General features: G+C 43.0%; 13 protein-coding genes. 8 read left to right on the top strand and 5 right to left on the bottom strand.

What is annotated here, in order from left to right; all coding sequences use genetic code 11:
• Nucleotides 1-97 precede the first annotated feature (97 nt).
• From INQ51_RS06785 to INQ51_RS06775, 3 genes are all read left to right on the top strand, one after another.
• Nucleotides 98-1,285, top strand: coding sequence for a hypothetical protein (locus tag INQ51_RS06785; RefSeq protein ID WP_233377124.1), 1,188 nt, complete (start codon nt 98-100; stop codon nt 1,283-1,285).
• Between the two features lie 11 nt (nt 1,286-1,296).
• On the top strand, nt 1,297-1,809 hold the full coding sequence (locus INQ51_RS06780; protein ID WP_233377123.1) for an FMN-binding protein: 513 nt from the start codon (nt 1,297-1,299) through the stop codon (nt 1,807-1,809).
• A 207-nt stretch (nt 1,810-2,016) separates the two neighbouring features.
• The gene (locus INQ51_RS06775; RefSeq protein WP_233377122.1) at nt 2,017-2,397 is read left to right on the top strand and encodes a hypothetical protein; all 381 of its coding nucleotides are present in this window, start codon (nt 2,017-2,019) and stop codon (nt 2,395-2,397) included.
• Between the two features lie 114 nt (nt 2,398-2,511).
• Here the strand turns inward: INQ51_RS06775 and INQ51_RS06770 are convergent, their stop codons facing one another.
• The 5 genes from INQ51_RS06770 to INQ51_RS06750 form a co-directional block, all read right to left on the bottom strand.
• A complete protein-coding gene (locus tag INQ51_RS06770; protein ID WP_233377121.1) occupies nt 2,512-2,922 on the bottom strand; it encodes a DoxX family protein in 411 nt (136 codons plus the stop codon).
• A 116-nt stretch (nt 2,923-3,038) separates the two neighbouring features.
• Complete coding sequence (locus INQ51_RS06765; protein ID WP_233377120.1) at nt 3,039-4,601, bottom strand: sulfatase; 1,563 nt, start codon at nt 4,599-4,601, stop codon at nt 3,039-3,041.
• A gap of 66 nt (nt 4,602-4,667) precedes the next feature.
• On the bottom strand, nt 4,668-5,993 hold the full coding sequence (locus tag INQ51_RS06760; RefSeq protein ID WP_233377119.1) for a phage exclusion protein Lit family protein: 1,326 nt from the start codon (nt 5,991-5,993) through the stop codon (nt 4,668-4,670).
• 12 nt (nt 5,994-6,005) lie between these two features.
• Nucleotides 6,006-6,611, bottom strand: a complete 606-nt coding sequence (locus tag INQ51_RS06755) for a hypothetical protein (protein WP_233377118.1) — start codon at nt 6,609-6,611, stop codon at nt 6,006-6,008.
• A gap of 150 nt (nt 6,612-6,761) precedes the next feature.
• On the bottom strand, nt 6,762-7,676 hold the full coding sequence (locus INQ51_RS06750) for a putative 2-dehydropantoate 2-reductase (RefSeq protein ID WP_233377117.1): 915 nt from the start codon (nt 7,674-7,676) through the stop codon (nt 6,762-6,764).
• A gap of 479 nt (nt 7,677-8,155) precedes the next feature.
• Here INQ51_RS06750 and INQ51_RS06745 point away from each other — a divergent pair, with 479 nt between their 5' ends.
• The 5 genes from INQ51_RS06745 (at nt 8,156) to INQ51_RS06725 (ending at nt 19,491) form a co-directional block, all read left to right on the top strand.
• Nucleotides 8,156-9,334 carry a glycoside hydrolase family 88 protein gene (locus INQ51_RS06745; RefSeq protein ID WP_233377116.1) on the top strand — a complete coding sequence of 393 codons (1,179 nt, stop codon included), beginning with the start codon at nt 8,156-8,158 and terminating at the stop codon, nt 9,332-9,334.
• Between the two features lie 280 nt (nt 9,335-9,614).
• The gene (locus INQ51_RS06740) at nt 9,615-12,821 is read left to right on the top strand and encodes a SusC/RagA family TonB-linked outer membrane protein (protein ID WP_233377115.1); all 3,207 of its coding nucleotides are present in this window, start codon (nt 9,615-9,617) and stop codon (nt 12,819-12,821) included.
• 11 nt (nt 12,822-12,832) lie between these two features.
• Nucleotides 12,833-14,635, top strand: a complete 1,803-nt coding sequence (locus INQ51_RS06735) for a RagB/SusD family nutrient uptake outer membrane protein (protein ID WP_233377114.1) — start codon at nt 12,833-12,835, stop codon at nt 14,633-14,635.
• Between the two features lie 30 nt (nt 14,636-14,665).
• Nucleotides 14,666-17,707 carry a SusC/RagA family TonB-linked outer membrane protein gene (locus INQ51_RS06730; protein WP_233377113.1) on the top strand — a complete coding sequence of 1,014 codons (3,042 nt, stop codon included), beginning with the start codon at nt 14,666-14,668 and terminating at the stop codon, nt 17,705-17,707.
• A gap of 20 nt (nt 17,708-17,727) precedes the next feature.
• Nucleotides 17,728-19,491 (top strand): RagB/SusD family nutrient uptake outer membrane protein, encoded by a 1,764-nt coding sequence (locus INQ51_RS06725; RefSeq protein ID WP_233377112.1) that lies wholly within the window; start codon nt 17,728-17,730, stop codon nt 19,489-19,491.
• Nucleotides 19,492-19,503 lie beyond the last annotated feature (12 nt).

Genomic DNA, 19,503 nt, shown 5'->3' with positions numbered 1-19,503 from the left:
AACTTTCATTAACGCCCTCCAAAAAATCCCTACATGTTGGGATATTATTTTGAATGGTTCAAAATAATTTTGCCCCCGAATAAATCACTCTATTGTTATGAAAAGAAATACAAAGACTATTTTAATGGCAGCACTGTTGTTTTTTAGTGTTGCTGCTATGGCCCAAAACACCGATAATAACTCCGAATTTAATGCTGCCGAATCCCTGTTGAATTCAGGATCGAACCTGTCGATTGGGGGGTATGCACAAATCGATTACAACCAGCCGTTTGTGGACGGAGAGCGGCGCAATTCCACACTGGATATTCATCGTTTGGTACTGCTTTTTGGTTATCGTTTTAATGAAAAAACCAGTTTCGTGAGTGAGATTGAGCTCGAGCATGTGCAGGAAGTGTATGTGGAGCAGGCATTTATGAATCACGAATTTTTGCCCTGGCTGAACCTGCGCGGCGGTTTGATGCTGGTGCCGATGGGAATTCAGAACGAGTACCACGAACCTCCCACATACAACGGGGTGGAGCGTACCAACCTCGACAGCAAGATTGTGCCAACTACCTGGCGTGAAATCGGATTGGGATTTGCCGGCCGTTTTGACCAGGCTTCGCTGAAATACCAGCTGTATGTGATGAACGGTTTTAACGGCTACGACGGAGCAGGTAAGTTCCGTGGTTCTGACGGCTTCCGGAAAGGAAGGCAAAAAGGAGCCGAATCGTTTATGAGTTCGCCAACAGTGGCTGCCCGTGTTGATTATTACGGCATTCGTGGTCTGAAACTGGGAGCCAGCACCTACCTGGGGAAATCGCAGTCGAGCCTGTACGACGGACTGGACAAAGACGATGATATGGCACTTGCACAGGCTGATTCTTCAGCAATTAGTATTGCCATGCTTGGTTTGGATGCCCGTTACCGGAACGGTGGTTTCGAGGCACGTGGTCAGTTTAATGTGGCAAATGTTTCCAATACGGCAGAGTACAACGATTTTACCGGTGCTGATCTGGGAAGCCAAATGCTGGGCTGGTACCTCGAAGCCGGTTACGATGTTTTACACGGTGTGCAGAACGGACAACGACTGGTTCCGTTTGTTCGTTATGAGCGTTACAACACACATGCGAAAACAGCCGGAAGTCTGGCTGAAAATAAGTCTTTCGACCGTACCGATGTTACCATTGGCGCGGGTTGGTGGCTGGCTACCGGAGCCGTGCTGAAAGCCGATTATCAGTTTTTTGATACGGCAGCCGGAAGCGCGGGAGGCCAGTTTAATATGGGAATCGGAATCTGGTTCTAAACGATTGAAACATGTTACGTATCTTAATTTTTGTATGCTTTATATCTGTTGCCGGTGTCAATGACCCGGCAGCAGACTTTTACCCGGAAGAGAAAGCCGTCGGGCAACTTGAGAAGAGCCTGAAGACCAAGGATGTGGAGGTTTTGGAGCGGTTTGATTTAACGGCACAGGTTAAAAACGAGCGCAGAACCGTGGCTTATCAGTTCAAATACGATCATAAACCGGCCACCTTTTTTGCAGTTTTTACCGAATCGAAGGGACGTTACGATCTGTTTGATTACCTGATCATCACAGATAAGGAAGGGACAATACAGTCGGTGAGTTTGCTGAGGTACCGGTCGGAGCACGGCGGTGAAATAGCCTCGCGCAAATGGCTTTCGCAATTTGAAGCTTACTCGGGTGGCCGCCTGATCTACGGAGAAGATATTTCCGCGATTTCGGGTGCAACACGTTCGGCCATGTCCATAACCCGCGATATTCCCGAGGTTATTCAGTTGCTTCAAACGTCCCTGGTGAAGAAGTAGAACGGGCATTTGGGCTATTTTCTGTCAAAACCGGCCGAAAGATGCCAAATCTTTGTGGGAAGATTGATGGCTTTGTAATCTTCTGAAAGATAGTTTTTTAAACGGAAGAGTGCATTGCTGGGCCCAAGTTGTTTGACTTCTTGCATAGAGATGTTATGTGAAATCTCATAATTTCTGTTAATTTCAACGCCCTTTAACAGTCATTTTATGAGTACATTGCTCCGTATTGGAACCATTGTGGTGCTTTTCGCTTTTGTCGCCTATTCTTTAGGTATTTACCGGGAACATCGCAAACGACTTCTCACAAAATCCATCTTGTTTTTTATCACTCTTGGTGTCGTTCTCGACATTACCGCAACCGTTTATATGATCATTGGATCATCAGAAGGGGCCTTTACCCTTCACGGAATTCTGGGGTACCTGGCTTTGGCGGGTATGTTTACCGATGCGGTTTTACTGTGGCGGATATGCCTGAAAGAAGGCCTGTACAACCGCATTCCAAAGAAGATTCATCTTTATTCGCGTTATGCTTATTTGTGGTGGGTAATTGCCTTTATTACCGGTGGTTTGTTGGTGGTGCTAGGATAATGCACCATTTTTACTCTTGATCGAATCAAGAGTAAAAGTCAACACAAAACATCTAGTAAGCTACTGTAAATCTTAGACTTCATCTATCGCTGATGAGGATGTTGCCGGTTTTTATTATCGTTTGCCCAGCAATTGGTCTACCGAAATCTTTCCTGGTCCTGAGAACAAAAGCACCACGTAACTAAGCAGGTACAGCAAAGCCATTTCCTTGCGCGCAAAAGGATCAGCACCATGTGCAATAAATGCTGCCACCGACATAGTAACAATCAGGGGAATGGTAGCCAGTCGCGTTCCTAGTCCTAAAATCAGTAAGATGGAACAGAAAAATTCAGCAAAAACTGCCAGCCCCAACGAAATTCCGGGGCCAAGACCGAACGGATCCGCAAACTGAAATTCTCCGGACAGCAAACGCTGAAGTTTCGGATAGCCGTGGGTGAGCATAAAAGCTCCTGTTCCCACGCGAAGGATCAGTAACGAAAAGTGGAGGCCAGATGGGTGTAATCGGGTTGAAAAAATCTTCTTCATGGCTTGTAATTATGAATTTCACTTAATCCACTAAACAACCACACAAACGATTTGTTGGTAGGCTCGGGTTATTATTTGCCGGATATTTCTTGTGTTGTCGTACTCCTCCTTTAAAATCAGAGTGTTTCGTCGGGCCACGGCACAGGCTGGTTGCTTGCTTTAAAAAGTGGTCGTTGTGCGTCCACACTTCTGAGGTACTCACCCAATTTCACAGCCAGTTCCTTTACTTTTTCGGTTTCCTGTTCCGCCAAGTTATTTAGCTCGCCAATGTCTTCGCGAATGTTGAATAACTCAAAACGCTGGTCGGCATAGTAATAAATAAGCTTCCAGTCGCCGCTTCGGATGGTACAGGTGGCTCCGATACCCGGTCCGCTTGGGCCCCAGTTGTTGGGAAAATTCCAGAAAAGATCGCGGTTTTCGTTTTTGGGTGCGTCGTTTTTCAGCACCGGCACAAAGCTCATCCCATCTACCGTTTGTACGGTTTGATAGTTGCTAACTCCTGCCATTTCGAGAATGGTTGGGAAGAAATCCTCGATAATGACCATCTTTTCTGTTTTGGTTTTTGGCTGAACCACTCCCGGCCATTTTACAATCATCGGTTCGCGGATTCCACCTTCGTAAGCCGAGCCTTTTCCACTGTTAAGTGGTTTGTTGCTGGCATGCACGGCTTCCCTTGGTTTAAGGCTGAATCCTCCGTTGTCGGACATAAAAAGGATGATGGTATTCTCTGTCAAGCCATTTTCATCGAGGTAGTTCATCAGGTCTCCGAGGCTTTTGTCCATGCCTTCCACCATCGAAGCATAGCGCGCTTCTGCATCGGTTAGACCTGCATCAAGGTATTTTTGGTAAAACCGCTTATCGGCATACAAAGGAACGTGCACGGCGTAGTGCGACATGTATAAGTAAAAAGGTTGATTCGAGTCGCGCGCAGAATCCAACGCATGGATGGCTTCCAGTGTCAGTGCCTCGGTCAGAAAAATGCTGTCGCCGTGGTATTTTTCCAGTCCCGGAATCCCCCATGGTTCGGAGTGGCCTCCTTTTTCCTTGTTGCCAAAGTTTTCGGTACCGTAATAACTTCCGGGGCCGCCCGCTGCATGCCCGGCAATGTTTACATCAAACCCGCAATTCAACGGATCGGCTGCAGGTGTGGTCATGGCGCCAAAATGGGCTTTCCCGCAATGGATGGTAAAATAACCGTTGTCGTGTAATATCTGTGGCAGTAATGTCGCGTAAGTGGCATTTTCGATGGAATCTACCGGTTGAATACCGTTTACACTCCACTGGGGATAGCTAAGCACCGGGTGTTGGGAATCTACCGACTGGTTTCTTCTGAGTGTCCAGTTGGTAACGCGGTGCCGGGCGGCATTCATCCCACTCATCAGGCTCACACGCGTAGGCGAGCATACTGAACTGGCATAGGCCTGGGTAAACATCATCCCTCCATTGGCGAGCTTTTGCATCGCCGGAGTATAGTAGCGCCGGTTAAATTCGGTCTCTTCGGTCCAGAAAGGAACAGAGGTATCCTGCCAGCCCATATCGTCTACCATAAACATAATGATATTGGGCTTGCTTTGAGCCTCGTTTTGTTGGTCGGTATTTGCACATCCACTTACCAAAACAAGCGAAAGCAGCATCATAAATAATCTAATTGTCCTCTGGGCCGAAGAAAGAATCGTCATAGTAAAGTTTTTTTGAGTCCTTTAGCCGCAAAGAAAGTGAATTGTGGTCTAATAAATGGATTCTTTTTAGCTTTTATGACTCAGGTTTTGGTTGGAGCGGGTGGCTGTCCAGGTTCCGCCGCCGCTGGTTTGGTCGTCGTAGCCCCAGGTTCCGGAAAAAGAAGAATCTTCGGCTTTTAGAATGCCTCTGCCGCCGGTTTTTCCCCAGGTCCAGTTGTAGTGCAGTGCATCGTTTTCTAGTAGCCCCTGAAGTTCAGCTACTCCCACGCCAAAACTAAAACGGCCGTTCACCCGGTTTCCTTTCCGGTAAAATACGGCGGTGGAGGCAAGCGCTTCTTTTTCACCGTTTTTTAGCTGACGTTCGTGTTCCCCCTTGTACAAACCAGAAAAGGGTACATCAGAAAATACTGCATCAGAATATTCTGATTCGGTAATTGCATTTTCACCCGGGCGACGCGGGTAAAGTGAAGAAAGATCAATGGCGAGGGCATGCCCGGTAAGAAAGGTCTGCATCTCGGGATCTTCGATAATTTCGGCTATTTTTTTGGCTTCCAAACCTATTCCCTTTGTTAGTTTTGCCGATTTGTAAAAGTCGGGTTCAGCTCCCACAAACGACTCCGAATCCATTATCAGTTCGTTGGCAATCACTTTTAAGCGGTCGGACGAAACCGGATGCGTGGAGGTTCGCATGTAGTTTTCCCAATCAGCCTGGTTTGTAAAATCGCCCCGGTGACCAAAGAAATTGGTAAAAAGGGTGAAAAGCAAAATCATCCCTCCTGGCATGGTTCCAATTCTCCGGAACATATCGGTTGCGAAACCATCGGCCTGCTGCTCGCATTTTTGCGAAGTTTCAAACGAAACACTTTGGTACGAAGGGTGTTGGAAAACGATGTGTCCCAACTCGTGTCCAAGTATCCACACAATAATGGATTTGAGCAGTTTCTGCGAAACATCGTCCACCCACTGGTCGCTTTCCCAGGCCTTTTCAGGAACATGAAGCGCTTTGATCGGATCGGGAATCTGCCCGGCAGGAAAGCGGTTGAAACCGTATTTCAGCACGGAAAGATAATCTACCAGTGTTTCCTGGCTATATCCGTTTCGTTCAAGCCAAGCCGAAGCTACCGAGAGATCGTCGATAAATTTAACCGACGAAATGGGAGCATAAATCACCTTGTTCTGAACATCGGCATAAAATGAAAACGGAGAGTCAGAAAATTGCGGATGTGGCTTGAGTGGAATCTCCAGTCGCACGCCAAACGCATTGAAGCGTTCCGGCGCATAAAGTTTTGCCAGCATCAGGTTATTGAAGTTCCACCGGATATTATCGGGGTAACGGGTGGTGTAATATTGCAATACATGATCGGGGTAAATGTCGGAGTAATTGTTTTTCATGGCTGAGTGATTTTATTTTCCCTGAAAGAATTTGGCTGCCTCCAGAATTTTGTCGGGAACCGGCTCGGGGCAGCCTCGCTTGAGCCAGTTGTCAAAATCGGGGTATTCGCCCCACTGTTCGTCCCAGACGGAAGCCATCAGCGATTGCCGGGTGTTGTTTAAGGCGGTTTCAAATTCGAGCCTGAGATTGTTCGGAACCGGTTCGCCGGAATTCAGCTTATCCAAAATGTGTGAATACGTACGAAAGTCTTTTTGATAGTTTGCCCGTACATTGATCGAAGCCTCTGACTGTTTTTCTGTTTTCTGAAGAAACTGAAAAGTGGTCGTAGTCTCCGTTTGCTGACCATTATTATTGGTGACGGTTTTCTGTGTTTTGGCCTGCGTAACGATCGAGTAAACCGTTATGACCGCACCAAAAAGTGCAAAGAAAACACCCGGCCCCACGTTGGCCATCATAAATTTTTTGTTGGCCCACTCCAAATTCGCTGTTCCTTCGGCCGGTGCATCGGGGGCAAAAAGAAACAGTAGAAATCCGAGGATGATGCAAATACCTGCAATGCCTAAGGCCAACAGACGTTCGTGCGCACGTTTCCGAATAAGTAGTTCATTGGTATCCATAACTTTGATTTAATGGGTTCTGGGGCAATTAATTGACCCGCTTCCAACAAGTTACGAATTATTGAATCTGAAAACAATACAAGCTGCCGAACCTGCTGTGAGCAGAACGTTATTGAACCGGAGGTGTAAAGGATGTAGAGGCTTTTCTGTTTAAGATAAGCGCGAGTTGATGAATTTTAGCTGTTGTTCCAGCATGGCTACTTTTTTCATTTTGTACCCGGCTTTTTGGGCAGCTTTTACCGGAGCAGAATAAATGGCTTCCACTTCCAGTGCGCGTTTGTTATCGAAATCCAGTTTCATGCTGGGTGCATAAGGCTCCATTTTCATGGTCATGTTGATCATTTTATGGGGCAGATCGTTGTCGAGGTTGTACCCGCATTTTTGGGCGGCTTCCACCACTTCTTGCATCATATCGTGCGACAGTTCACGAATGGATTCATCTTCCATCAGGTGATCGGTGTTGGAATTCAGAACAACGCACATCCCGTTAAAAGGAACATTCCAAACCAGTTTGTGCCACCGGGCATATTCCAGACTTTCGGCAATATGGGCGTCAACCCCGGCTTTGCAAAAATCAGTGCAAACCTGCTCCAGTTGTTCCTTGTTTCCACGGTACAGGCCCAGGTTGATCCGGCCTAAATCCAAATGAGAAATTACTCCCGGACTATTTTTCTGGGAACAGATAAAAGCAAGCCCGCCGGCAATGTTGGTGTGAGGCAGTTCTTCCGCCAGCTTTTCTTCAACACCCAGTCCGTTCTGAATCAGCACCACCAGGCTGTTTTCGTGTAAAATGGGTTTTAAAAGCGATGCCAGCTGATGGTTGGCCGTTGTCTTCAATCCTACCAGAATAACATCGCAAACTGGCATATCATCGGTTGAATGGTAGGCAAGAACAGGGTTTAGCAGGAAATCTCCGTCAACAGAATGGATTTGCAGTCCGTTTTTCTTAACCTGTTCAAAATCGCTTCTGAACAGGAAATGAACCTCGTTCCCGGCTTTGGCCAGCTTTCCTCCGTAGAATCCGCCAATGGCCCCGGTTCCAATAACTGCATATTTTAATCTCATACACCTTTTCTAAAAAATCGATTTCAAAAATAGCCGGAAAGCAATCGTTTGGGTGAAACAGGGAATAGCAGGAAAGAAGAGTTAACGAAAAGATTTGATAAAAAGCCGACTCAAACGAGAAGCGGCTTCTTTGAAGTTATTCGTTTGAGAAATATGATAGAAATATCGAATATGGCTGATGCACTTACTCTTAATGTAGAATAGTTGGTAGCTTTTCCCGGAGCTGTTTAAAAGGGGGCGTTCTGCTTAAAACATGTTGTTTAACACATTTTAGTTATTCAAAATATAATATCTTTATGCAATCGATTGCAGCAATCGATTGCATTTGTCTGTCTTGATTGAAATTTGTTCAGCACGTTATGCTGGTTGATAAGTGATTGACTTTGTACAAATTGAGTTTTCGATACCTGAGATTTAACGGTTGTAAGATGAAACAGATGTGATAAACTAACTAAACTTTAAACTAAACCTGTTGAGTTATGAGAATGAAATTTAGCTTGCTCGCCTTTATTCTGTCTCTATTTTCTTGCGAGCATCCAAAGACTTCTGATTTAGATTTAGTTAACCGTTTATCGGAACAGTTAAAGTATGCAGTAAGGCTTTCGGAGCCTTTACGTGACAGTATTTTGACATCTCCCCGCACAGTTGAAAATGGTAAGTTAAAGCTGGTTGCCAGTCGTGATTGGACGAGTGGCTTCTTCCCCGGAAATTTGTGGATGATAGAGGAATTGACAGGAGATACGACATGGCGGAGTATCGCCACCGAATTTACTCTTCCTTTAGAAAAAGAACAGTGGAATGCAGGCACCCACGATATGGGGTTTAAAATGTTCTGCAGCTTTGGTAAGGCATATTCAATAACCGGTAACCCGGGATACAAAAAGGTGCTGATACAGTCGGCTTATACATTGGCAACACGTTTTAATGCCAATGTTGGTTGTCTCCGCTCGTGGGACCATAATGCAGACAAATGGGACTTTCCGGTTATCATTGATAATATGATGAATCTGGAGTTGTTAATGTGGGCTTCAAAAGAGACCGGAGATGGGCACCTTAAAGATATAGCGGTATCACATGCCCGTACAACAATGAAAAATCATTTTAGGGCAGATAATTCATCTTATCATGTGATCGATTATAATCCAGAAACTGGAGAAATAGAACATAGACAAACCCACCAAGGATATTCTGATGAAAGCTCGTGGGCTCGTGGACAGGCTTGGGGATTATATGGATATACCATGATGTACCGAGAAACGGGATTAAGCGAATTCTTGGAGCAGGCTGAAAAGATAGCCGCCTTTATCTTAAGCCAACCAGGATTGGAAGAAGGGGCGATTCCGGTTTGGGATTTTAATGCACCCAACATTCCTAATGAACCCTATGATGCTTCAGCCGGTGCTATTATTACATCAGCACTTTACGAATTAAGTCAATATTCAACACACAAAGAACATTACATACGGGTGGCCGAGAGTATGCTTTCCAGGTTGTCCTCTCCCGAATTTTTAGCGCCGGTTGGTGAGAACATGGGATTCTTATTGAAACATTCAACTGGTCATCTTCCGCACAATTCAGAGATTGATGTGCCGATTGTTTACGCAGATTATTATTTCCTGGAAGCAATTATAAGAAAGCAGCATATTGAAAATATTTGACCAATAAATAATTAGCAATTAAACTAAACCCAGTTCTTATGAAAATTAACAATGAAAATAGAAAGGCGATCAGCCTTTTTATACTATGTTTTTATCGATGTAAGCCATATTAAATCTGAAGTAACCTATAACATTACAATTATCGGTTTATACGTGATTCTTGTCATTAACGAATCAGTATTCTTCTTATAAATAAGGACTGGGGATACTGTAATTTGTTGTCAGTTAGGAGTTTTAACTAAACTAAATAAAACTGAATATTAACCTAAAATAAATCTTCATGAAAGACAAAAACGGAATTAAAAAAGCAGTTAGCTTTTTGATGTTGTGTTTCCTCTTCGTTACTGTTTGTCTGAGTGCTTCCGCACAGAAAACGGTTAACGGAAGAGTGATCGATGAGGGGGGACTGCCTTTGCCAGGAGTATCTGTTATGATAAAGGGTACCACGCAGGGGACAGTGACCGATGTGGATGGAAATTTTTCGATTCCAAATGTTAACCAGGAGTCTACGCTGGTTTTTTCCTTTGTTGGGTTAAAAACTCAAGAGATTCTGGTAGGCAATAAGACTGCTTTTGAGGTAGTGATGGAAGAGCAGAGTATTGGCCTCGAAGAAGTAGTAGCTGTGGGCTATGGTGTTCAAAAAAAGGAGAGTGTTGTTGGCTCCATTGCTCAGGCATCGGAAGAAGAGCTAAAACGAACGGGTAATGTAACCGATCTTCGCCAGGCTTTATCTGGAAACTTACCAGGTATTGTTTCACTTACTTCATCCGGTGAGCCGGGTGGTATATTAACGGGTGAAAGTGCAACCAACATTTACATTCGTGGGCAGAACACCTGGAATGGTGGCCAACCATTGATTCTGGTTGATGGTGTTGAGAGAGACATGAACAACATCGATGTTAATGAGGTCGAAAGCATTTCAGTATTAAAAGATGCTTCTGCAACAGCTGTCTTTGGAGTGAAAGGAGCAAATGGTGTGATTCTGATCACGACAAAGCGAGGTAAAGAAGGTAAGACAAAACTGAATTTTAATTACGTCGCTACCGGTATAATGTTATCCAGACAGCCTGAAAAGCTGGATTCATATGATGCAATGATGGCGAAGAATGAGATCATTGAACGTGAAGGTGTTATGAATGAGCCATCATGGAATGCGTATGTGCCATATGAAATTGTACAACGTTACCGTAAACCTCAATCGGCTGAGTATGCAGTAATCTATCCCAATGTGGATTGGGAGGAAGAAATGTTCAAAGACGTAGGTTTCTCGCACAAGGCGACACTTAGTGCCAGAGGGGGAAGTAATTCAGTAAAATATTACGGACTGTTAGGATATACGCACGAAGGTGACATGTTCAAAGACTTTGATAACCAGAAAGGATATGATCCGAACTATAACTTCAACAGGTTTAATTTTCGGAGTAACATTGATTTTCAGTTAAGTAAAACAACAAAACTTGCGGTTAATCTTTCCGGGTATTATAGCCAAAAGAACACGAACTGGAATAACGAAGGGAGTACGAGCCGGGCAGATTGGTGGATGTGGGCAGCAACTTATTATATTGCTCCCAACCTTATGATTCCAATGCACGAGGACGGTAGATGGGGAGCTTACCAGGAGGGGGGTAACAACACCCTAAACCCCATTGCAGTAGTGTACAATATTGGTATTCGGGAAACAAGAACAACTCAACTCAATTCAGATTTCTCGCTTACTCAAAATCTCGATTTTATAACCAAAGGATTAAAGTTTAAAGCCAGTTTGTTTTATGATAATAGCATTCGCTCTGAGGGGGGAATCTGGGATCAGCAAAACAGCATAAGACCGAACGAGGCGCGTACAAATGTGCCTTACAAACAAATCTATCCAATGCTTTATGAAGGACCCGATCAGGATCCAAGTGAATATACCGTGTTGCTTCCTGTAAGTGACGAAGAATATGATTGGGTACTGAGCCCTTGGGGTATTAGACAGGAAGATATAAAAGAAGCAAACTGGTCCAACGGGATTCCCGTATCCAGGAGATTATCTTATGAAGCACAATTAAACTGGGCAAGAAAATTTGACGCGCACAATGTGAGTGCAATGGGTGTGTTTAAACGAGAAGAATTTGCCTATGGAAGTATGTTTAAAAAGTATCGGGAAGACTGGGTTTTTCGTGCCACTTATGATTATAACTCACGATATCTTTTAGAAGTAAACGGTGCTTACAATGGTTCAGAACAGTTTGGACCGGGCTACCGTTTCGATTTTTTCCCGTCTCTGGCTTTAGGATGGTATGTTTCCAACGAAAAATTTTTCGAGGTTGACTGGATTGACAGGCTGAAACTCAGATACAGCATTGGTAAGGTGGGAGATGACAAGGTGAGTGCAATTCCATGGCTTTATGCCTCACAGCTTGCATACGGCGGATACGCCAGGTTAAGTGAAAGAAGTAACGGGCGAAGCCCTTATACTTTCTACCGGGAAAAATCTGTTGGGAATCCTGATATCCAGTGGGAAACAGCAGTGAAAACAAATATTGGTTTGGAACTGGGTTTAATGAAAAATATGTTGTCCTTAACTGTTGATTATTTCACCGAAGACAGGACAGATATTTTGATGTCAGGAGGGAGTAGAACTGTTCCTTCATTTTTTGGGGTAACTCCTCCCAGTGCCAACCTTGGACGTGTAAAGGCCAAAGGGTTTGAAGTGGAGCTAGGATTTAATAAAAAGTTTGGACGTTTTGATGTCTGGTCTAACCTGGCTATTACTCACAACGAAAACGAGGTAATCTTTCGCGATGATCCCCCATTGCAGTTAGATTATCTAATGGCAAAAGGATATCCAATTGGCCAACAGAAAAGGCTGATTTCAACCGGATTTTACAACAACTGGGATGAAGTATTTGCCAGCGTTCCTACTGAAACCAATGATCTTCAAAAACTTCCGGGCTATTATAATTTACTTGATTTTAATGCGGATGGAGTAATTAAAAGTACTGAAGATAGTGCTCCAATTGGATATTCGAATATTCCGCAGAATACCGCTAACCTTTCTTTGGGGCTTAACTACGGGGGCTGGAGTTTTATGGTTCAGTTCTATGGTGTTAACAACGCCAACAGGTATATTCCTTTTAACAATTTCAACAATGATATTGATGTTGTTTTTGGCCATGTTAAAGACTATTGGTCAAAGGATAATCCAAACGCTTCATCTTTCCTGCCACGGTGGAAAACACCGGCAGAGAATGTAGGTGATTATTACTTGTATGATGCTTCTTTTTTAAGATTGAGAACGGCGGAGGTTGCCTATTCCTTTAATAACCTGGCATGGGTAAAGCAGGCTGGATTTGATAATTTAAGGATATTCCTTAACGGTAATAACTTGTTCTTTTGGTCAGATTTACCTGACGACCGCGAAAGCTCATATAGTGGAGGTAGTGACACGCAAGGAGCCTACCCAACTACTAAGAGGATTAACTTAGGAATTGATTTAACCTTTTAAAAAGCTAGAACATGAAACGTATAAAATATAATATAAGCTTTTATGTGATTTTCATACTATTGATTTCAATATCAACATCATGTGAAGATTATCTGGACAAAGCACCTGAAGCAGATATTAGTGAAAAGGATGCTTTCGGAAACTTTTTTAGTTTTCAGGGATCAATTGAAGAACTGTACAACTGTGTGATGGATCCCGATAAGGGGGGAGCCTGGAACAACTATTCGTTTGCTGACGAAAACCTGAACAATAAGATATACAACTTTGATATCGGAAACTACTGGTCTAATGAAGGTTATTTTTCAGGTAAGAGTGTAAATACTACTTCCAATGAAGGAAGAGATAGAAGAGTATATGAGTATGCCTGGTACGCCATTCGAAAAGCCAACCTGGCACTTGCCAAACTCGAAGAAGAAGGTTTGTTTGAAGGAACGCAGGAAGAGAAAGACTTGTTAAAAGGGCAAGCCCTGTTTTTTAGGGCATGGTTCCATTTTGAGCTTGGAAGATATTGGGGTGGATTACCCTATATAACAAGAGTATTGGAGCCAACTGAAAGTCTTATTACAGAAGAGTTTAATCGGCTCACATTTCAGGAGATGGCTGTAGAGATGGCCAAGGACTTTCGTGCGGCTGCCGATCTTTTGCCCAATCATTGGGATGAAACAGAAGCCGGGCAGGCAACTTTAGGTCATAATATGGATCGCGTTAATAAGTTCTTTGCACTTGGTTATCTTGGAAAAGCTTTATTATATGGAGCCAGTCCCATGATGAATGAAGAAGCAACAGGAAGTGCTTCGTACAATGCTGAGTTGTGCCAGCAAGCAGCAAGCGCTTTTGGTGAATTGTTAAAGTTGGCTGATGAAACCGGAATATATGGATTGCAGCCTTGGAGTAGTTATACGGACATTTTTTACCGGTTTAACCATGCGAAAACGGGCGGTATTGAAACGATAATGAACCCCACGATATACAACCGTGGACGTATACGTTGGTCAACCGTCGGGGCTACTGTTCCATCGTCGTTCGGGTTAAATAGTGGATCAAGTGCAGATGTACCTACCCACAATATTGTGAAAAACTTTGCGATGGCCAACGGACTACCAATCGACGATCCCGAGTCTGGCTATGATTCCAATGATCCATGGTCAAACCTTGAACCCCGTTTTGCTAAATTTATAGTAAAAGACGGTGATAATTTCTCCAATATTCGGAGTGCTGATAAATACGCAGAATTATACACCGGAGGTCGCCATCGCTCGCAAATAAACCCGCCGAGTGTTACCGGATATTATTCAAGGAAATTTAATGGGATGGATAAGGCTTTTACTGTGTCCAAAGCCGGAAACCTGGCTGCTTACGTACCCTACTTACGTATGGCTGATGTATATCTTATGTATGCCGAGGCGGTTCTGTTTAGTGGTAACGGAGGACCTAATGCAAGTTCAGCTAATTATACAATGACTGCTGTTGAAGCAGTAAATGCTGTAAGAAACAGGGCTCAATTACCTGACCTAACTGCTAAATATACAGCAAATAAAGACGTATTTTTTGAAGAAATCGTCCGTGAGAGGGCTGTGGAATTGTTCATGGAAGGCGCCCGTTTTTGTGACCTGCGTCGCTGGAACCGTAACGGAGATCCTCGTTATCTTGAAAAAACCGCTATCGATTTTGATCGTGACCCCGATGGAAAGCCGATCAACATAAGCGAAAGAGTTGTGATAAAAAGAGTAGCAGAAAAGAAACACAACTGGCTTCCTTTGCCGGTGTCTGATACCAAGATATTTGAAGGATTCCCTCAGAACCCGGGATGGTAGGCTAAGTCTTAAATTAAAAATCATTAACAAATGAAAAAGAAGAATACAATAATATTAGCTTTTCTGTGTGTATTAGTATTATTCATTTCCAATAATATATTTGCTCAGTCAGAGAAGTTAGTAACCATCGAGTCGGTTGTGGCCGATGAGAATGGGAATCCTGTGGAAAATGCACAGGTGTTCTGTGATAAAGCTTATACCAAAACAGACCCTAATGGGAAGTTTAGTTTTGTTGTTGAATCCGGTTCTAAAGTTGTGATTGAAGCAGAGGGATTTGAGAAAGTTATTCTTACCCAAATTGAAATACAAAGTATGTCCGGCGTCGAGTTAAAAAAGACACCTTTTATGTATGGAGAAAACAACAAAGTTGACGTTGCTTTTGGAAGAGTATTTCAGGGAGATGTTGTTGGTGCGGTCAGTTCTTTAGATGTATCAGAAATTAATGCAATAGATAATACTATTTGGGCAGGCGATGTGCTAACAGGTCGTACCCTAGGCCTACTAGGAAGCAACAGTATACGGGGGATCGGTATAAATATTAACGTTGCATCATTAACAGGAAGTGGTCTTGAATCGGGAAATGCTCTGTTTATTGTTGATGGATTACCTCGTGATATTGAATCTCTCAGGTTATCGGAAATCGAAAAGATATCAGTACTCAAAGATGTAAATGCCGCAATTTTATACGGAACAGCAGCAGTTAATGGCGTTGTTTTGATCACTACAAAAAGGGGAGAACCTTTTAAAAAGAAAATGGATTTTTCATTTAACTATGGACTTTCCACTCCCCGTGAGTTGCCTGAATATTTAGGCTCGGCCGAATACATGACTTACTTTAATAAGGCCAGAGAGAGTGACGGACTTGCACCTTTATACAGTGATGAAACAATCGATAATTACAGAAATGGCAACATGTATCGCTATCCGGATGTAGATTATTACTCGGATGAGTATTTAAAAGACTTCAAAACATATTTCGATTTGAATGGTGAATTTTCCGGAGGAAATGAAAATGCAAGTTATTATACCAACGTGGGCTGGTATTCATCAGGAGGAATTTTAGACTTTGGAGAAGGAGCTAATGCCAGAAACAATATATTCAATGTTAGGGGGAATGTTGATCTTAAGATTAATGACTGGATTAAAACATCAGTAGATGGTTCATCTCTTTTTGGCAATAACAAAGGACAACGGGGAAGTTTCTGGGGCAATGCCAGTTCAATAAGACCATTTGAGTTTACCCCGCTTATTCCTTTTGACCTGATCGATCCTGAGAATTCGCTGTTGAAAGGACGGAAAAACGATGTGGACGGAAAATACCTCCTGGGAGGTAACTCCAACTACCTTACAAATTCGATTGCTGATAGTTATGCCGCTGGAGTTGTGGAGGCCATCTATCGAAAATTTTCATTTAACAACCGAATTGATTTTGACCTGAATAAAGTGACCCAGGGCTTATCGTTCCATACAAATATCAGTTTTGATTACTTTACTAGCTATCTCCAAACGATCGCCAACGAGTATTCAGTTTACGAACCTGTATGGGCCGAGGATGAAGATTTGGTCGTAGACCTAATCCAGCATGGAAATGATACACGGCCAGGCACGCAGGTAGTTGGCGGGACATACTTTAAAAGACGTTTTGGCTTTTACGGGCAGTTGAGCTACGACCGAATGTTTAATGATGTACACCATATTACCGGGTCGCTTCTTGGCTATGGAAATAATTATAAGGAAGAAGGAGATTTTCAGGGAGTAAAAAGTGCACATTTGGGCTTGCAGTTAACCTACGCTTTTGACAGAAAGTATTTAGTTGATTTTAGTAGTGCTTATGTAAACTCCGTAAAACTTCCGGATGGAAACAGGGGAGGCTTCTCTCCTTCTTTGGGGCTTGCATGGGTTTTAAGCAACGAAGACTTTTTAGCTTCAGCTAATAACGTGGATTATTTAAAGCTACGTCTTTCCGGAGGGATCCTAAAATCAGACATACCAATCGGAGGTTTCTTTTATTACGACAACAGATATGGCGGTTCCGGCAGCTATAACTGGTACGAAGGTACACGTAGTCGCTCCGGAATTGCTTCAAGTTGGAGTAGCAATCCTAATTTAGGATATGCAAAACGGAATGAAATTAACCTGGGTATTGAAGGGATGTTTTTCGACAAAGTATTGGGAGCAGAAGTAAATCTATTTTATGATGTATATAACGACCTGGTAACAAGGCCAAGTACAGCCTATCCAAGTTTTTATTCGAACTTTATTCCTTACGAGAACTTTAATGCCAACCAATACAAGGGAATTGAATTTGGGCTTACTTTCAACAAGTCTGTTGGTGACTGGGACTTTTACCTGGCAGCAAATGCACTTTATGTAACTTCTGAGCAAACAAAAGTGGATGAAGTTTATGATAATGACTACCAATACAGAAAAGGTAATCCGGTGGATGCAACTTTTGGTTTAGAGGCGATCGGATTTTTTGAAGACCAGCAGGATATCGATGATAGCCCGTACCAAACATTTGGAACGGTAAAACCAGGCGATTTAAAATACAAAGATCAAAATGGTGACAATATCATTGATGGAAATGACGAAGTTTACTTGCGTCGCTGGCAGGCTCCTTTCTCCGGCGGATTGCAAATGAAAGTTTCGTATAAAGCCTTTACCCTTTATGTTCTAGGAGAAGGACGTTCGGGATCAGAGACCTTCAAGGAAGGTAGTTATTATTGGATTGACGCAAACGATAAGTATTCTGAAGTTGTCAGGGATGCCTGGACTCCGGAAACAAAAAATACGGCGAAATATCCGAGAATAAGTTCTCAGTCCAATAGCAATAACCTGCGCAGATCCAGCTTCTGGTTGTATAATAATGATTATTTCGAGATCCGAAAAGTTCAACTCAATTACACTTTTCCGGAGGCTGTTACAAAATCTTTGCTGATGAAAGATTTGAATGTTTTTGTCAATACATCAAACGTTTTCCAATTTGCCAAGAATAAAGAAATTAGAGAACGTCGTATTGGTGGAGAACCATACTACCGAACTTTCTCGATAGGTGTAAAAGCTAACTTTTAATTCACTTTAAGATTAATATTATGAGACGATATAAGATATTTTTATTCTCGCTGGTAGCTCCGGTAGTACTCTTTTCGTGCGACCTGTTGGAGCCTGCTGATGATAATCATAGTACCATTGAAAGAGTTTATGAAGATCCTACATTTGGCGAAGGATTGCTCATAAAAGCCTATACCTATATCCCAACAAACGATTACAGATACGATGAAGTAGCGACAGATGATGCTGTTTCCAACGACAGACAAAACTCTTATATGAGAATTGCGACCGGAGAATGGTCGGCACTGTATAATCCGCAAAGTCTTTGGGACAACTGTAACCAGGGAATTCTATATGCAAATAAATTTCTGGATGTTGTAGATTCTATTCCGTGGAAATGGACCGATGATGATCTGAATGCCTTGTATGTAAGGCGTCTAACCGGAGAGTCTTATGCTTTGAGAGGGTTGTTTAAGTATTTTCTTTTGCGCAACCATGGTGGTTATGGATCTGATGGTGAACTATTGGGAACACCCATCTACGACAAATTTTTGGAAACAAAAGAAGAGTTTTCTACACCACGGGCAGGTTTTTCCGATTTTGTAGGCAGTGCAAAATCCGATTTAGACAAGGCCCTCACATATCTTCCGTTGGATTATGGTAATTTGGGAAGTGTAGATGAGCTCCCTGCCGGTTTTTCAGAAGTAAGTGATATTTCATTGTACAATACTGTTTTTGGAGATGTGACTCAACAACGGATGAGCGGAAGACACGTAGAAGCAATGAAAGCCAGACTGGCGCTTCTTGCTGCCAGTCCTGCATTCAACGCCAGTGACAATACTTCGTTGTGGGAGGAAGCTGCTGATTTGAATGCCGATTTACTGGACGATATTGGTGGGCCTGCAGGACTGGATCCTAAAGGGCATATTTTCTTCCTGAAAGATCAAGTGAATGATGCAGATATCACAACAGGTAATAAACAGGATATTGCTGAAATTCTCTGGAGAAGACCAATTTATTCAAACAGGACAAGAGAAGCAAATAACTTCCCGCCATCTCTTTATGGAGATGGAGACATCAATCCCACTCAGAATTTGGTTGATGCTTTCCCGATGGCAAATGGATACCCTATTACAGATGAGAATTCCGGTTACGATCCGGCGAATCCATATGCAGGAAGGGATCCTCGTTTGAGTTTGTACATTGTTTATGATGGAAGTAAGTTGAAAAACACCACGATTAATACGGGAGTAGGAGCTGGCGACGATGGTTTAGATGCCCTGCAGAATTCAACACGTACAGGTTATTATTTGCGAAAGCTGTTAAGGGACGATGTCAACCTGAATCCTTCATCCACCAGCGATCAAAAACATTTCAACACACACATACGGTACACCGAATTGTTTTTGAATTATGCAGAAGCTGCCAATGAGGCATGGGGACCCGATGGCATGGGAGGTAACGGATATTCAGCCAAAGATATTATTGGGGCAATACGTCAGCGGGCAGGAATTGCTCAACCAGACAGTTATTTGGCATCTATCTCAAGTAAGGATGAAATGCGTACGCTTATTCGTAACGAAAGAAGACTGGAACTCTGTTTTGAAAGTTTCCGTTTCTGGGACTTACGCAGGTGGAAAGAAGATCTGACGGAGCCGGCAAAAGGTGTTCGTATCGAAAATGGTACCTATAGTTATTTTACGGTTGAAGGGCGAGCTTATGATAACTCGTATATGCATTACGGACCTATTCCTGATAAGGAAATAGTTAAATTTAATCTGATCCAAAATGATGGATGGAATTAGTACTTTTAAAAA

Source organism: Maribellus sp. CM-23 (assembly GCF_021354595.1).
Taxonomy (GTDB): domain Bacteria; phylum Bacteroidota; class Bacteroidia; order Bacteroidales; family Prolixibacteraceae; genus Draconibacterium.
Note: the sequence above shows the minus strand (reverse complement) of the source record. Positions and strands in the feature narration are given on the sequence as shown.

Excerpts from the sequence above, each read along its gene's own strand:
- INQ51_RS06785 (WP_233377124.1), top strand. The coding sequence starts at position 98 with ATGAAAAGAAATACAAAGACTATTTTAATGGCAGCACTGTTGTTTTTT.
- INQ51_RS06780 (WP_233377123.1), top strand. The coding sequence starts at position 1,297 with ATGTTACGTATCTTAATTTTTGTATGCTTTATATCTGTTGCCGGTGTC.
- INQ51_RS06775 (WP_233377122.1), top strand. The coding sequence starts at position 2,017 with ATGAGTACATTGCTCCGTATTGGAACCATTGTGGTGCTTTTCGCTTTT.
- INQ51_RS06770 (WP_233377121.1), bottom strand. The coding sequence starts at position 2,922 with ATGAAGAAGATTTTTTCAACCCGATTACACCCATCTGGCCTCCACTTT.
- INQ51_RS06765 (WP_233377120.1), bottom strand. The coding sequence starts at position 4,601 with ATGACGATTCTTTCTTCGGCCCAGAGGACAATTAGATTATTTATGATG.
- INQ51_RS06760 (WP_233377119.1), bottom strand. The coding sequence starts at position 5,993 with ATGAAAAACAATTACTCCGACATTTACCCCGATCATGTATTGCAATAT.
- INQ51_RS06755 (WP_233377118.1), bottom strand. The coding sequence starts at position 6,611 with ATGGATACCAATGAACTACTTATTCGGAAACGTGCGCACGAACGTCTG.
- INQ51_RS06750 (WP_233377117.1), bottom strand. The coding sequence starts at position 7,676 with ATGAGATTAAAATATGCAGTTATTGGAACCGGGGCCATTGGCGGATTC.
- INQ51_RS06745 (WP_233377116.1), top strand. The coding sequence starts at position 8,156 with ATGAGAATGAAATTTAGCTTGCTCGCCTTTATTCTGTCTCTATTTTCT.
- INQ51_RS06740 (WP_233377115.1), top strand. The coding sequence starts at position 9,615 with ATGAAAGACAAAAACGGAATTAAAAAAGCAGTTAGCTTTTTGATGTTG.
- INQ51_RS06735 (WP_233377114.1), top strand. The coding sequence starts at position 12,833 with ATGAAACGTATAAAATATAATATAAGCTTTTATGTGATTTTCATACTA.
- INQ51_RS06730 (WP_233377113.1), top strand. The coding sequence starts at position 14,666 with ATGAAAAAGAAGAATACAATAATATTAGCTTTTCTGTGTGTATTAGTA.
- INQ51_RS06725 (WP_233377112.1), top strand. The coding sequence starts at position 17,728 with ATGAGACGATATAAGATATTTTTATTCTCGCTGGTAGCTCCGGTAGTA.